The sequence below is a fragment of the Selenomonas sp. oral taxon 478 genome (assembly GCF_001189555.1).
Classification (GTDB): domain Bacteria; phylum Bacillota; class Negativicutes; order Selenomonadales; family Selenomonadaceae; genus Centipeda; species Centipeda felix.
In genome coordinates this window covers 1,579,787-1,596,478 of record NZ_CP012071.1, presented here as the reverse complement: position 1 = coordinate 1,596,478, position 16,692 = coordinate 1,579,787, and the positions used below count along the sequence as shown (strand labels likewise).

3 protein-coding genes are annotated in these 16,692 nt (G+C 59.6%); all 3 read right to left on the bottom strand.

Annotated elements, in window-relative coordinates; genetic code table 11:
* Nucleotides 1-28 precede the first annotated feature (28 nt).
* Nucleotides 29-619, bottom strand: coding sequence for a nucleotide exchange factor GrpE (gene grpE / locus ADJ74_RS07440; RefSeq protein WP_050343142.1), 591 nt, complete (start codon nucleotides 617-619; stop codon nucleotides 29-31).
* Complete coding sequence (gene hrcA / locus ADJ74_RS07435; protein WP_050343140.1) at nucleotides 613-1,647, bottom strand: heat-inducible transcriptional repressor HrcA; 1,035 nt, start codon at nucleotides 1,645-1,647, stop codon at nucleotides 613-615. The genes grpE and hrcA overlap by 7 nt, the downstream gene beginning before the upstream one ends.
* Nucleotides 1,648-1,900: 253 nt before the next feature.
* Nucleotides 1,901-16,543 carry a filamentous hemagglutinin N-terminal domain-containing protein gene (locus tag ADJ74_RS07430; protein WP_050343138.1) on the bottom strand — a complete coding sequence of 4,881 codons (14,643 nt, stop codon included), beginning with the start codon at nucleotides 16,541-16,543 and terminating at the stop codon, nucleotides 1,901-1,903.
* Nucleotides 16,544-16,692: the final 149 nt, after the last annotated feature.

Genomic DNA, 16,692 nt, shown 5'->3' with positions numbered 1-16,692 from the left:
CCCCAAAAATCATAAAGATATTATTTCGTTAGTTACCGGCGACCTGCACCATCGCGGGGCGGATCACACGTCCTTTTGCCTGGTAGCCCTTCTGGAGCACCTGTGTGATCGTTCCGTCCTCTGCATCCGCATCCTCCACGCGCATCACCGCCTGGTGAAAATTCGGATCGAAGGGCTGGCCCTCTGCCTCGATGGCCTCAAGGCCGTGCTTCTGCATGACCTCACGCAGCTGCGTGTGAATCATCTCGACGCCCTTCTGGAACGCCTCGACATCCGTCTGCTCCACGGCGAGTGCCCGCTCAAAATTATCGAGGAGCGGCAACAGATCGCCGAGCATATTCTGCGTAATGACGGCGGCGAGTTCTTCTTTTTCCTTCGCCGTGCGGCGGCGGAAATTTTCAAAATCCGCCTGCAGGCGCAGGACACGATCACTCTTTTCCTTCAGCTCCGCCTCGAGTGCAGCAATTTTATCCGCCTCGGTCGGGGCGCTGTCCTCCTCCCCTGCGGGTGTGTCCGCCGCATCCGTCTCAGTCACAGCATCCGCAGCAGCCTCAGACTGCCCCTCTGCCGTGTCCTGTACCTTCTCTTCTTCCTGCAAGCCGTTCACCTCTCCTACCACTTTAATTGATAGATCATTTCTGTCAAGTTCGTATTGACATATTCAAGGATGCGCATTGCTTTCGCATATTCCATCCGCGTCGGCCCGAGCACGGCAATCGTTCCGAGCAGCTTTCCGTCGACATGATAGGTCGCCGTGATGAAGCTGCTGTCCCAAAACGTACTGCTCTCGTTCTCTCGCCCGATCGTGACTGTCAGTCCCTCTCCCGCATGGGTATGCAGGATATCCTTCACAAGATCCTCGCGCTCAAGGACGAGCAGCATCGCGCGTACGCGATCGAGATCCTGAAACTCGGGATTGCTGAGGAGCTGCGCTGTCCCACCAAGATAAAGACGACCATCCTCACGCCCTTCGAGCGCGCGGTGCATCACCTCCACCGCCGCGACGAAGATCGACTCATCGCCGATCGCATCGCGGATGCGTCGCATATCCTGCTTTGTCACAGCACGGAGTGCCTTGCCCGAGAGCGTCTGATTCACCGCGCCCGCCATCCGCTGGAAGTCTGCGAACGTCGCACCGTCTGGAATCTCGACGATACGGTTTTCGACGAACCCTGCATCCGTCATGAGGACGGCAATCGCGTGACCGAGATCAAGCGGCAGGAACTGCAGCATGCGGAACGTGGACTGTGCGGCCTGCGGTGCAAGCACGAGCGACAGGTTATGTGTCACATCGGCGATGAGGCGCGCCGTTTCCTGAAACACCTCATCGAGCCGCCGCACGCGCCCTTTGTACCAATCATGAATCTTTGTCTTCTCGGCATCCGTCACCGGAGCGATGGGCTGCAGCCCGTCGACGTAGAAGCGATAGCCCTTCGACGACGGAATGCGTCCGGCGGATGTGTGCGGATGCTCCAGATAACCGAGCATTTCCAGATCCGCCATTTCGTTGCGAATGGTGGCCGGGCTGATGCCGAGATTGTACTTCTGCGCAAGCGTCCGTGACCCGACCGGCTCCGCCGATGCAATGTAGTCATCGACGACCGCCCATAGGATTTGGCTCTTGCGCTCATCCAGATCGTTCGACATTCACCCCTCTCCTTTCAATTCTGTTAGCACTCTATTGGTCTGAGTGCTAATCAAAATCTATAAAGAATATACAGCGTAAAAAACAAAAAGTCAATAGCAAAATGACAAAAAGTCAAATTTTTTATTACGGATATCTCTTTTAGCGTCCCCTGCCATCCAAAAGATCGCAGGATTCCTTACCGTGACAGGACACAAGAAAAGAGCGACACGAAAACAAACTGTCCCGTACCGCTCCATAGGATGGAATAAACTACTACGCAGTCGGTTTATCCGCAAAGACCTTGAAGATGTAGACCGCGCGGATCTCTACCGGCGTTACGCCGAGATTCTCAATTGCTGTGAGAAGTCCCGATGCCAGCACGGCGCGTTCCGCCTTGCGGTCTGAACTCGTCACAATCGTAAGTGCCGGTTCATCCTTCGGATAAAGCGTCACAATGCCGTTGCCAAACGTCACCTCATAGGCTCCGTTTGCTGTCTGATAGAGGAAGTTGAGCCTCTGCTCAGACATATTGCGGATTTCCTTCGGATCCGGAATGTCCGCCTTCTTTGAGGCAGGCTTGATCGTCAGACGTACGGGACTATAGTTGATCGTATAGATGCCGTCGAGATCGCGCGAGCCGCCGTCCGTAAAGAGGAAGGGGATTGCCTCAGCCGTGCTGTTGGGGATCTCCTCGTGGTGCACACCACGAATCCCGCGTGTCTTCCCGAGGTCAAAGCCGAACGAGCCGTCCGAGCCCTCAACATAGTCATGTGTCTCAGGGTTGTTCCCCATCGTGACAATGACCTTGTCGCTGGTCAGCACCTGCGTCGACCCCTGCGGCGTATTCGTCTCGGAGCCGCCTGTCGACGTGCCCGAACTGGAAGAAGATCCACCCGAGCTAGACGAGCCGCCGCCCGAGGAGGAGCTTCCGCCGCTTGTGGACGATCCACCCGTGCTGGTCGAAGAGCCGCCTGTCGTGGTAGACGAGCCACTCGTACTCGGCGTTGTGCCACCGGTTGTTGTGCCCGTGCTGGGGGTTGCCCCGCCTGTGGTCATTCCTGCACTCGGCGTAGAGCCCGTCGAACCGCCCGGAGTTGTCCCCGTGCCGCCCGTGGATGTACCTGTGCTCGGTGTCGAACCACCAGTAAGTCCGCCTGTGCTCGGTGTGGAACCACCAGTAAGGCCGCCCGTACTCGGTGTCGAGCCTCCCGTGAGGCCACCTGTGCTAGGTGTCGAACCGCCGGTCAGGCCGCCGCCGCCAAGGCTGACACCGCCGCCCGAGCTGCCGCCCGGAATCGTCGTGCCGCCCGTCAGGCCGCCCGGATTTCCGGTAATGCTGCCCGTGCCGCCGCCAACGACGCTGATGCCGCCCGAACTGCCGCCCGGAATTGCCGTGCCGCCGCCGACGCTGCCGCTGGGCATGCCCGGAACAGAGCCGGAACCGCCGCCCGTGAAGCTAAAGCCTCCCGTGCTGCCGCCCGGTGTTGGTGTAGCGCCCGGGACTGTGCCAGTACCCGTCGTAGAACCGCCGCTGGTCGACGTGCCCGAACTGGACGAACCGCCGCCCGAAGAGGAGCTTCCGCCACTCGTGGAGGAGCCACCAGAGCTGGACGAAGATCCGCCGCTCGTGGACGAACCACCAGAACTGGAGGAAGAACCTCCTGTTGAAGTAGAAGAACCGCCCGTGCTGCTCGAAGAGCCACCTGTCGAGGTCGACGATCCACCTGTGCTTGTCGAGGAACCGCCTGTCGATGTGGACGAGCCACCCGTCGTAGTCGACGTTCCGCCCGTGCCCGTGGTCGAGCCCGTCGTGCCGCCGCCGGTTGTTGTCCTCGAAGTAGACGAGCCGCCTGTGCCCGTCGTGGTGCCTGTTGTCGTTCCCGGTGTTGTACCGCCACCCGTTGTGGACGAGCCACCCGTGCTCGGCGTTGTGCCACCGGTTGTTGTGCCCGTGCTCGGGGTTGACCCGCCTGTGGTCGTTCCTGCACTCGGCGTAGAGCCCGTCGAGCCGCCCGGGGTTGTCCCCGAGCCGCCCGTGGGTGTACCTGTGCTTGGCGTTGAACCACCAGTGAGGCCGCCTGTGCTTGGCGTCGTTCCACCCGTAACACCGCCGGTACTCGGCGTTGAACCACCCGTCAGGCCACCGCTGCCAAGGCTGACGCCGCCACCCGAGCTGCCACCCGGAATTGTCGTGCCGCCCGTCAGGCCGCCCGGATTTCCGGTAATGCTGCCCGTGCCGCCGCCAACGACGCTGATGCCACCCGAACTGCCGCCCGGAATTGCCGTGCCGCCGGTACTGCCGCCGGGCATTCCCGGGACAGAGCCGGAGCCGCCACCCGTGAAGCTAAAGCCTCCCGTACTGCCGCCCGGTGTCGGTGTGCCGCCCGGGACTGTGCCAGTACCCGGCGTAGAGCCGCCGCTGGTCGACGTGCCCGAACCGGAGGACGAGCCGCCGCCCGAGGAGGAGCTTCCGCCGCTCGTGGACGAACCACCCGAACTGGAGGAAGAACCTCCTGTCGAGGTAGACGATCCACCTGTGCTTGTCGAGGAACCGCCTGTCGAGGTGGACGAGCCACCCGTCGTGGTCGACGTTCCGCCCGTGCCCGTAGTCGAGCCCGTCGTGCCGCCGCCTGTTGTTGTACTCGAAGTAGACGAGCTGCCTGTGCTTGGCGTCGTTCCACCCGTAACACCACCGGTGCTTGGCGTTGTGCCGCCAGTTACACCACCCGTGCTCGGTGTGGAACCACCAGTAAGTCCGCCCGTGCTCGGTGTAGAACCTCCCGTAAGGCCGCCCGTGCTCGGCGTAGAGCCGCCCGTAAGGCCACCCGTGCTCGGTGTGGAACCACCAGTAAGGCCGCCCGTACTCGGTGTCGAGCCTCCCGTGAGGCCACCTGTGCTAGGTGTCGAACCGCCGGTCAGGCCGCCGCCGCCAAGGCTGACACCGCCGCCCGAGCTGCCGCCCGGGATCGCCGTGCCGCCCGTCAGGCCGCCCGGATTTCCGGTGATGCTGCCCGTGCCGCCGCCGACGACACTGATGCCGCCCGAGCTGCCGCCCGGGATTGCCGTGCCGCCACCGACGCTGCCGCCGGGCATTCCCGGGACAGAGCCGGAGCTGCCGCCTGTGAAGCTAAAGCCTCCCGTGCTGCCGCCCGGTGTCGGTGTAGCGCCCGGTACTGTGCCAGTACCCGGCGTAGAGCCGCCCGTCGAGGTAGACGAGCCACCTGTTGTGGTCGACGTTCCGCCCGTGCCCGTAGTTGAGCCCGTCGTTCCGCCGCCCGTTGTTGTACTCGAAGCAGACGAGCCGCCTGTGCCCGTCGTTGTTCCTGTTGTCGTGCCCGGTGTAGAGCCGCCGCCCGTTGTGGACGAGCTGCCCGGTGTTGTGCCCGTGCTCGGTGTCGAACCACCGGTAAGTCCGCCTGTGCTTGGCGTAGAGCCACCGGTAAGGCCGCCCGTGCTAGGTGTGGAACCACCCGTAAGGCCACCCGTGCTCGGCGTAGAGCCGCCAGTTGCACCGCCGGTGCTCGGCGTCGAACCGCCGGTAAGGCCGCCCGTGCTCGGTGTGGAACCACCCGTAAGACCACCTGTGCTAGGTGTCGAACCGCCGGTCAGGCCGCCGCCGCCAAGGCTGACGCCGCCGCCCGAGCTGCCGCCCGGGATCGTCGTGCCGCCCGTCAGGCCGCCCGGATTGCCCGTGATGCTGCCCGTGCCGCCGCCAACGACGCTGATGCCGCCCGAGCTGCCGCCCGGGATCGCCGTACCGCCGCCGACGCTGGCGCCGGGCATTCCCGGAACAGAGCCGGAGCCACCGCCCGTGAAGCTAAAGCCTCCCATGCTGCCGCCCGGTGTCGGTGTAGCGCCCGGGACTGTGCCCGTGCCCGGCGTAGAGCCACCGCTGGTCGACGTGCCCGAACCGGAGGACGAGCCGCCAGAGGAGGAGCTTCCACCGCTTGTGGACGAACCGCCAGAACTGGAGGACGAACCTCCTGTTGAAGTAGAAGAACCGCTCGTGCTGGTCGAAGAGCCTCCCGTCGAGGTAGACGAGCCACCTGTTGTGGTCGACGTTCCGCCCGTGCCCGTAGTTGAGCCCGTCGTTGTTCCTGTTGTCGTTCCCGGTGTAGAGCCGCCGCCCGTTGTGGTCGAGCTGCCCGGTGTTGTGCCCGTGCTCGGGGTTGACCCACCCGTGGTTGTTCCTGCACTCGGCGTAGAGCCCGTCGAGCCGCCCGGAGTTGTCCCCGTGCCGCCCGTGGATGTACCTGTGCTCGGTGTCGAACCACCGGTAAGTCCGCCTGTGCTTGGCATTGTGCCGCCAGTTACACCGCCGGTGCTCGGCGTTGAGCCACCCGTGAGGCCACCCGTGCTCGGTGTGGAACCTCCCGTGAGGCCACCGCCGCCAAGGCTGACGCCGCCGCCCGAGCTGCCGCCCGGGATCGTCGTGCCGCCCGTCAGGCCGCCCGGATTTCCGGTGATGCTGCCCGTGCCGCCGCCGACGACACTGATGCCGCCCGAGCTGCCGCCCGGGATTGCCGTGCCACCGCCGACGCTGCCGCCGGGCATTCCCGGGACAGAGCCGGAGCTGCCGCCTGTGAAGCTAAAGCCTCCCGTGCTGCCGCCCGGTGTCGGTGTAGTGCCCGGGACTGTTCCCGTGCCCGGCGTAGAGCCACCGCTGGTCGACGTGCCTGTGCCGGAAGAAGAGCCGCCCGAGCTGGAGGAAGATCCACCAGTTGTAGACGAACCACCCGAACTGGAGGAAGAACCTCCTGTTGAAGTAGAAGAACCGCTCGTGCTGGTCGAAGAGCCTCCTGTTGAAGTAGAAGAGCCACCTGTGCTTGTCGAGGAGCCGCCTGTCGAGGTAGACGAGCCACCTGTTGTGGTCGACGTTCCGCCCGTGCCCGTAGTTGAGCCCGTCGTTCCGCCGCCCGTTGTTGTACTCGAAGCAGACGAGCCGCCTGTGCCCGTCGTTGTTCCTGTTGTCGTTCCCGGTGTAGAGCCGCCGCCCGTCGTGGTCGAGCTGCCCGGTATTGTGCCCGGCGTCGGAACAGTTCCGCCGCCTGCACCGCCGCCACCTCCGGCACCCGTACCACCGCCGCCACCGCCAGGCAGTCCGCCGATGCTGGGTCCGGGGCCGCCGCCGATGCTGCCGGAGCCGCCCGTCTGCGTGCCGACAGATGCACCGCCGCCGCCCGTCGTCATGCCGGATGTCGTCTGTGACGATGTCGTCGTGCTCGTCATCACTGCTGCACCGCCCGGCGTGCTCGGCGTAAAGCCCGTCGGTTTGATGGTCAGCGTGCCGGGCTCATATACAAAACGATAGTTTGCAAGATTCGTCGCACCGGTATAGCTGCCCGTAACAGAGGATGGGTCAATGGTGATTACGTTGTTATACGTCCCCGCATTGGTCGTTGTCGTTATCGACGGCGCATAGGTCGACGTGATTCCCGTAATGGGAATGCTATCCACCGGGAGCAGCCCGCGATTTGTTGCACTCGTTCCGTGCTCAACGGTGTATGCCGTCACGACGGGATTCGGCTGCCCGTAGTTGCGCTCGGCATTTCCTGCCGTCACCTTTACCTCACGCGGCGTGATGCTGAAATTGCCATCTCCGTAGTGAATCGTATAGTCGGAAGCCAGCCCTGTACCGAACGTTGCGCCCGAGACCCGTGTCCAGAGACCTGTCGTTCCTGCATCCGTCGTGACGGTCACCGTCGGATCAATCGTCTCCGTGACGGCAGAAATCGTATCGCCGTTTGCAAGCCCCGTCGTCGCCGTCGCCGTGCGTACGTTAATCATCGACGTACCGCCCGTATAGGTTGCTATGCTGTTCTCTGCGCCGTACGCGCGGGTCTTATTTCCTGCATCAATATAGAGGTCGCGCTTCGTGATGTCGAAGCCACCGTCGACGTAGGTGATGTTGTAGTTCGACGCCTTGCCCACGCCGAAGGTCGCGCCCGCGATCTTCGTCTTGAGCCCCGTCGTGCCCGCGTTCGTCGTGATGAGGGCGTTCGTCGACTCCGTGACGTCGGCGATCGTGTCGCCGTTCACGAGACCCGTCGTCCCCGTCGCGGCGTCAGCGCGGAACTTCGACGTGCCGCCCGTATAGGTCGCCGTGCTGTTCTCCGCACCGTAGACACGCGTCTTGTCGCCCGCATGGAGCGTCAAATCGCGCTTCGTTATATTGAGTGTGCCCGTCTCGTAGGTAATGTTGTAGTCATTCGTATTGCCGGCTCCGCCGCCAATTACAGCCCCCGAGATATGCGTCATGAGCCCTGTTACGCCCGCATCCGTTGCCGCATTGCCGTCAAGTGACTCCGTCACCGAGGTCACCTGATCGCCGTTGACGAGGTTCGTCCCTGTCTTGACTGCAAAGAGCCCCGTCCCGTTCACATAGGAGGCCGTATTGTTTGCCGCACCGTAGATGCGCGTCTTATCACCCGCAACGAGCGTCAGATTACGCTTTGTAATACTCAACGTGCCGTCCGTATAGTGCACGTTGTAGTTCGCATCCGTGCCCACGCCGAAGGTCGCGCCCGAGACCGTTGTCTTGAGTCCTGTCGTTCCCGCGTGCGTCGTCACCGTCGCCAAGGGGTCGAGCGTCTCCACTACATCCGAAATTTTATCGTCGTTCGCAAGGCCTGTCGTCGCTGTCGCCGTACGCACGGTGAACTTCGATGAGCCAGGTACATACGTCGCCTTATCATTGTCATCGCCGTACGCACGGCTCTTGTCTCCCGCCGTGATATAGAGGTCACGCTTATTGATCGTCAGTGTACCTGGCGTTGAGGTAATTTTGTAATCCCCGTCCCGTGCAACGCTGCTGGAGGCAATGGTGGCTCCCTGCACCTTCATCGTGTAGGTGCCCACGCCTGTTTCCTTCGTCACAGCATGGTTCGCGCTGTCAGTTGCCGTAACCGTATACGCGTCAAAAGAGTCACCTGAAACAAGCCAATCTCCCGTATGAGACAGGCTTCCCGTCAGCTGTGCGGTATTATTTTCATTGCCGTAAATACGCGTGCCGCTCGGTGCAGTAAAGTGAATCTCGCGCGGCTGAATCGTCAGTTTTCCTGGTTTGTAAACAAAATTATAGTTTGCTGCCCTCAGGTTTCCTGACACATCGAGATCATAGGTCCCTGCGTGGATTGCCCCCTGGGCATAGCCGCTCGTCTGTGTGGAATCCACAATCGGCGTATAGGTAATAGACCCCGCCGTAATTCCCGCTGATGATGCCGTCTGTCCGTTCGCAAAGTTGGCAAACGTGACCCCATTATAACCGGAATAGGTATATCCCGAGCCTTTATATTTCTGTGTGTCCGTCTTTCCTGTCACAGTGACAACACGCGGCACGATGCGATAGTCTACCGTAATCTTATAGTTGAGATCATTATGTCCGGTATAGATAATCTTCTCACTCGCGACAGTCGAATCCGAACCATAATGGCGCATCCCTGCACGCATCGTAACATCGTCCGCTGCGTGCTCCACTTCGCCCGATGCCGTATTGATATCAGCATTGGCTGCGGTCGCCTGTGTCGTACCAAAGTTATGCGTACCGGAATCTTTCACGTGCTCCCTGATGTACTTGACCTCGTCCTTATCGAGTTCACGCCGCTTCAGATCGCCGTCATCGACAATCTGGAATCCGGAACCATCATTGAAGAATGCCGCATTGATATCACCGTACGCGCGTGTTGCATAGAGCTTCAGCTCCGGCTGATACTCGTAGAAGAGTGCACTCTGCCCCGCCGGCGGCGTAAAAGACGCAATATTGCTGTCATTCACGCCATATTTGCGTACATTAAATACGAGCCCGTCCAACACATTGCCGACCGAATCCTTCGTCCGTACAATATATCGCTGTCCCGGGTCTGTCTTAAGTGCATTTGCCCCCCCCTTATTGATGAAGAAGCCATCTTTCGCATTGATGGCAATATCTGAGGTCCCCTTGCCGACGATCTGCCCGCCTGGCGCGATCGTCACATTTCCGCTGGTTGAATTGGTAATCTTGATGGGAGCATCCTTCCCCGTGACCTTGCCTGCAATCGTTGTGCCGCCCTTCGTCTCGATGTTGACACCGCCCGCAGACGTCACATTGCCGATATTCTGGATTTCATTCGGTCCCGTCAGATTGACCGATGCAGCATCGACATCAAGGGTCGGAACACTCTTCATGACACCAGTTGAACTGACGTTGCCGCTCGTCTTGATGGCAACACCGCTTGCCAGCCCCTCCGGCAGGGTTATATTCCCCACCTCGACATTTCCTGCGTTCACGCCTCCGATGCGAATTTTCTTAAATCCCGTACCGTCTGCATTTTTTTGAAGAAGACCGGAGCCCTCAAAGATATTCGATGGCAGCACCAAACTGCCGGGCATACCGCCCAAGGCAGGTGCACCAAAAGCGATCGTCGTTCCCGGCGTATAGGTATCAAAAACAATATCGCCATGTCCCTTAATCGTACTGCCATTCTGTGTCGTCAGTTGGTCTGTCTTAATGGTGACCGTACCGTTCTGCCCAGCCCCCGTCGCAGGATTGCTGTCCGCATTGATGTGCGCGTTGTCCAGATTGACCGCACGGCTGTCGACCGTATAATCTCTGCCGTGAGTGTTGATGGTGCCGCGAAGATCAACACCACCCGTACTGGTGTTGATTGCTTGTTGGATATTAACCGTAAACGGGATGTTCATCGAGCCGCTCTGCCAGAGTCTGCCCGTACCGCCCCGATCACCGATATTGACACTCCCATACCCCCAGAACACAGGGGTATTGCCATTGACCGTATTGAAATACTCATCAATCAGTGAGAGCTTTGTCGGGTCGTCCGAACCAAGACTGATATCCTGATTGCTGGAAATGGGAAGGACGTTAAGCTTTCCTCCGCTGCTCCCCATACGCCCCTTCAGATCCATCTTATCGGTCTTGAGCGTGAGATCTCCCGTACCTGTATTGACTTGACTGCCGGGATCGGTGGTCAGATTTTTCGACTCAAGATCAAGGTTATTTCCGTTCGTAGTGATGTTCGTGGTGCCGTCGAGGTTCATCGCCCCCGCTGTCTTGCCGGATCGGATCGTCGTCGGATCAAGGAAGTTCAGACTGCCTCCGACATTCGTCGTGCCTGTTGCATCTTCCCGGCCAAGATAGACGTGCTCAAATCCGTCCTTAATCTTATTCCCCCCGAAGATGCTCGTGGGGAGAGTCAGTCCCGTTCCTGTCTTCCCGACGTTCAAGTTGGTCCCCGCCGTCGCCTGCTCAAGCTCGAGAGTCCCCTTGCCCTCTGCTCCGTCGGTGAATGTCATACTATCGGCAGCGAGTTTAATGTTTCCATTCGTCGTCGTACTGCCCGAAGTGACGGAGCCCGCCTTGACCCCCGTAATCGTACGGGATGCGACAGGTGCTCCCGCCGGAGTTGTGATCGTGCCAATGGTAAGCGCATCCGACTTGACGTTGATGGAGAACGCATCTGCCGCGAGCGTGCCGATCTCATTGTTCTTATCCAGCTTAATTTCTTTGCCAAGCGCAGCAAGGTTGTCCGTCTTGATCTTACCTGCCGTCTGCTCCGCCTTCACACCTGCGTTGACGGTCAGGATCTTGCCTGAGGAAAGTGTCATATCACCTGCAAAGTTGATATTGTTCGCCTGCAGGGTCGTATTCTGCGTCAACGATGAATGATTGACATTGATCGTTCCCTGCGTGATGGTCGATCCTGAAACGGAGCGAGTTCCACCAATGCTGTAGTGCTCAAAATTTGGTCCAAAAACCGTATTGAATGCATTATTCGTCAGCAGGAGATCACCTGTTGCATTATCGCCGACACCAATCGACTTTGTACCGTCAAACGTACCAATGCCTAGAGTGCCATGTCCCTTAACGGCAGGACCGGATGGAACCGCCGAAAGATTTGCTATGCTGTTTGTATAGAGGTTCAATGCGGCGCCTTGTGCAATCTCCATCGTACCGCCGCCCGTATTTTCGATCTCTCCCGTTGTAAGTGTTACGTTATACGCCTTTCCTGTACCATCTGTACCGACCTTCAGACCGCCTGCACCAACCGTTACCTTCCCGCTGTCCGCCGTTTTGACGACAACGCGGTTGTTTGCAGCAAGGCCGTCGATCGTGACGGTGTTGCTCCTCTGATCACCAAGAACAAGCTCTGCAAACTCGTTGCCAAAAAGTTTGCCATTGAGTTGGTCACTCGTGATGTGAAGCCCTGCACCTGCAGCAGAGTTGTTGAGTGTCAGATCACCTGCGGTCTTGCGCGTGATGACAAGTCCACTCTTTCCTACAATATTGGTCGTATTGTCATCTGCCATCGGCGTGATGATCTTATCCGTGTGCACGCGAAGAGCGCCGACCGTGTCCGTGCCGGAGTCGAGCTGTGCCCTTGCATCCAACTGCACGTTGTTGCCCGTAACATCAACCCAAACAGGCGTAGAGCCATCAACGACCTTTACCTTGGCATCCTCATTCAGAACGACATCACCGCCGCGCGAGTTGAGTGTCGCCTGTGCATAGTTGCCCTCGACCTTGAGTGCAGCCCCCTGCTCCAGGTGAATATCCCCCCCCGTCTGAATGTTGATCTCCGCACCTTCCGCCTTACTGCCCGCACCAACACCCTTGACGTGGACGGTCTTTCCCTGTTTCACAGTAAAGCCGCCGTTAATCACTGTATCAGGCGTACCTGCAGAAGGATCAGATCCGATCTTTAGTTTCGTCCCTTTCCCCTCAATCGAAAGATCATCACGCACCTCAACACCGAGTTTGCCTGCCGCATTGATGGATTTCTTAACCGCACCGCCATAGAAGTACACGTGCTGGTCGCCTGCAACATCGAATCCCTTAAAGCCGTCAAGTGTGTCGTTGATCGTACGGTAGGAAATGCGGAAGTCTCCCGCTGCTGCATCAGAAGCATTATCACTGATGACGATGTCCTTGCCCGTGGGGACATTGCCGACCTTGATGTTTCCGCCCTCTGCTCCATGCACCTTACCGTTTCCAAGGTCAATGCCGCCCGAGAGGTTGAGCGTGAGATTCTTAACGGCAAGCGAATCAGCGGCAGTCGGCAGTTCTGCCGTGTTTGCCGTAATCGTCATGTCGGACTTTCCGTCCGCTCCTGCCTTATTTGTCCCCGTCAGTTTGACCTTTCCTGTCGTCTCAATATCCGATGGGTTCTTAAAGGTCGTGCCCGCGATGTTGATATCGCCGCTCTGTCCATTGCCGCCAATCTTGATCTTTTCATACTTGGAATTGTTGAGCCCGTCCCAATCTCCGCCCGTACCGATATTGACTGCACTGTTCTTGTCTGCCTTCTCAAGTGTGAACTGCTTGCCGATATCTACTTTGCTGCCGAGATCCATCTTGTCCGCCTCGAGCTTCGCATCATCCGTGGTCTTAATGTTGCTTCGGACATCCAGCTTTTTACCTATGCCAAGATGAATCTCCGTCGACTTCGCCGCGATACCATCGACATCTGCGGCAGGAGTGACGGTACGGTCCTGGATCTTGTCCACCTTCATATCCGTTTGATTCTTGAGTTTGAGTACACCAGTGCTCATATCAGCGGCAATATTGCCAATCTCATTATTCGCGACACCATCGAGAGCCACTGTCCCTTTGCCGAGGAGGAGTAGATTGCCGACCTTGATCGGTGCTGTCTGCGTCAGCCCGCCCTCCCCATGCAGGACAAGAGTATCAGTCGCGCCGCCGTTGACCGTCCCCGTGACAGAGAGTGCCCCCTTCGTCAGGATACTCGTATAGGCAGGAAGTTTCCCTGTGGAAATCGTATTGATCGTTGCTGTACCAACGTAGTCCTTTGCGCCGATCTCGACATTATAAAAGCCGCCTATGAGTTTGCCGAGTCCAGCATCCGAAACGAATGTGCTCGCGCCGCCGACCGTAAAGCCGCCAGCCGTCTTTTTCTGTACACGAAAAATCCCCGTCCCCGTGAACGAGCCATTGTCAAGTCTTACGTTGTCTGCAACAATGGTCGTCGTCCCCGAGCCGGCTGCGAGAGATGAACCTGCCGTGAAGTCAACCGTATTCCCTTTAAAGGTTACATCTTTGTTGTTTGGGTTCGTGACCGCTCCCGTAACGCTGACTGTCGCGCCCGAGGTGACCGTCAGCGGCGCGTCAACCGAAGTTGTTCCGATCTCGATGCTTCCCGTACTGGCATTGCCGATCTGCACAGCTCCCGTACCGGAGTTGATAAAGCCGAGATCCGTCATCTGTATGTCGGCAGTACCGCCATTGACGGACATGGTCTTGCCGGCTGATTTTGTCTCAACCGTAACAGTTCCGTTTGCGCTCGAAAGAACGCCCTGCTCTCCCGAGGGAAGCGTGAGCGCATCCGTCTTGACATTGATCTTGCCGCCTGTCGTCTTGATCTTCGCCCCTGTGCCGACGGCAACAGCACCTGCCTCGAGGGAGGTATCTGCCGCCCCCGTCGATGCAACCTCAGCCCCCGCATCCATACTGAGCGTACCCGAGGCCTTTAGTGCCAGTGCCCCCGCACCGTTCTTAAGTCCATGTACGCCGACTGTGAGATCACCTGCCGTCACGGCGATATTTGCGCCGCCGGCGCCTATTGTCAAGCCCGTCTCTCCGCCCACGACAAGGTTGGCGCTGTTCTTAAATGCCAGCTCCTTCGCCTTTCCATCGAGCTTCTGAATAGCATGCGTGCCCGTAAGACGTACTACTGCATCTGCTGCATCAAGATTTACTGCATCTGCGGTGATGACGCCTGCCCCCTCAACAGAATCCTTGGAGGCAAGGGTCAGGCCATGCCCCGCAGCGACTGTCACCGCTCCGCTGACGGTGATCTTCCCCGCCGCACTGCTCAGTACGAGGTTATTGTCCGCGGTCACGCCACCTGCCTTGATGTTCGATTTCTTCGCAGCATCACCGACGATGTTCTTCTTGAATCCCTGGATCTTACCCGCACTGGAGAAGGTATTGCCCGCAAGATCGAGTCCGCCTGAGCCAGTGCCAAAATTGATTATTCTGTCTCCTGTGAATGTCCGAACTGTCGCTGATCCGTCCGAATCACCATCGCCCGTAATCGTTCCCTGAAGGTCGATGGTATCTGTGCGCAAGTCAACACTGCGCGTATCCACGGTCGTCGCGCTGTCCACAACGATGCCCTTGCCGCTCGAGGATACACCTGTGAGGGCGACCTTGCCCGCCCCCGCATGGATCTGCGCGCCCGTGAGGGCGATACCCGTATCATTCCCTGTCACACTGCCCGACATCTCTACATTGCCGCCCGTCGTACCTGAGGAATCACGCGTATCAATGACGGCACCGCTGCCGATAGTAATCCCTGCAACACCTGAGCTCTGGGAATTGGCAAAGCCAACTCCGCCCATGACGAGTCCACCGCCGATGTTGACATTTCCGCCGAGCGTCTCGATGTGCTTTCCAGCGCCAACATTTACACTGCCGCCTGCGAGGTGGTTGGTATCCGAAACGATCATGACGTTGAGCTTACCGACGGTCGAGGTGTTCTGAACATCCGCGCCGATGTTGACATCACCCGTTGCCTTGAGGGTCAGTGTTGAATCACTGCCGCCCGTCTTCTGAATCGCATCCTGCACTGTCAGACTATAATCATTGTTCCCCTCGGCTGTCTGCACGATGATTGACGACCCGCTGCTCAGTGACGTATTGACACTGTTCACGTCAACCAGCTCGGATGATGCCGATTCACCGGGCAGCAGGTTACGAATCACAACATTGCCGGGATCAATGAGCCATGAGCCGCCTGTTCCTGCCTCGGACGACGCGTTGACAAGCCCTGTGATGCGGACTTTGTGGCCCGATGTCTCGACCATGCCGCCTGCGCCCGCGCCCCTGCCGCGCGCCGTGATCTCGCCCGCGAAGCGCGTCTCGCCGTCCGACCAGACGGCAACGGTGCCGCCCGCACCGCCGTCCGCTGTCGCGTCGGCGCGCAGAGCCGCGCCATGCGCGATGCTCACGTTCGTGGCGTGTGCAAGCGTCCCCGTGCCCTGCCAGCCGCCGCCGATCTCGATCGTGCCGCCCTGCATGCCGCTCGCATCCGTCAGGCTGCCCGTGCCGAGGTTCACGTCACGCGCCGTGATGCGGATTGCGCCCGGCGCGTCTGCGAGGGAGGAGACACGGACGATGCCGTCCTGATTGACCGCCGAACGCGTGAGCATTTCGCCTGTCGCAGCGGACATAAAGACAAGGCCTCCGTCTGCCTCGACGAGACCTTTGTTCGTGACCGCCTGTTCCAGTGCCGCCTTGGTGGGGACGACCTCGACCTTGCCGTCACCGCCAAAGTCGAGTGTGACCGCCTCGCCCGCTGCGAGGGCCGCCGTGCCCTTCTTCGCGACGACGACGCCCTCGTTGACGACGTCCTTGCCGAGGAGGGCGATGAGCCCGCCGTTCTGAGCGGCGAGCGATGCCTTGTTGATGACCTTGCCGTCGTGCTCTGTGCCGACGAAGTTATAGCGTCCCGCCATGAAGTCCGCATTCGTGATGTTCATGGTGGAGGCGATGATCGCGCCCGCATCGACCTGTGCGCCCGGGGCGAAGTAGACGCCCGCCGGGTTGACGAGGAAGACGCGTCCGTTCGCCTGCAGCTGTCCGAAGATCTCGGACGGGTTGCTGCCGAGGACACGGTTCAGGAGGGCCGCCTGTGCGTTCGGCTGGAGGACGCTCACGCGCTCGCCCGCTGCGATGTTGAAGCTCTGCCAGTTGATGACGGCGTTCTGCGAGTTCTGATGGATCGCCATCTCTGCCGCGTTCGAGGCGATCTGTGCGTCGCCGGCCGCGACCTGTCCGCCCTGCGGAAGGGCAAGTACGGGCTCTGCCGTGCTCGCCAATAATGTCCCTGCTGCAAAGAAACTGACGCCGCTGCGCAGGGCGCGTCGCAGGCGTCCGCGACGGTGTCTGTTCATGATGCTCATTGTCGTATCCCCTTTATCCCAAAGACCGTCCGACGTGCGTCGGAATCCCTATACTCTGTCCTCTGTTGATTCTTCCTTATGGTGCCCCCACCACCGCAAGCGGTCCCCCTCCCCCGTCAAACGGGGGAGGCTATTGGGGTGTGCCGCGC

Coding starts and splice junctions, on each gene's coding strand:
- hrcA (WP_050343140.1), bottom strand. CDS start 1,647: ATGTCGAACGATCTGGATGAGCGCAAGAGCCAAATCCTATGGGCGGTC.
- ADJ74_RS07430 (WP_050343138.1), bottom strand. CDS start 16,543: ATGAGCATCATGAACAGACACCGTCGCGGACGCCTGCGACGCGCCCTG.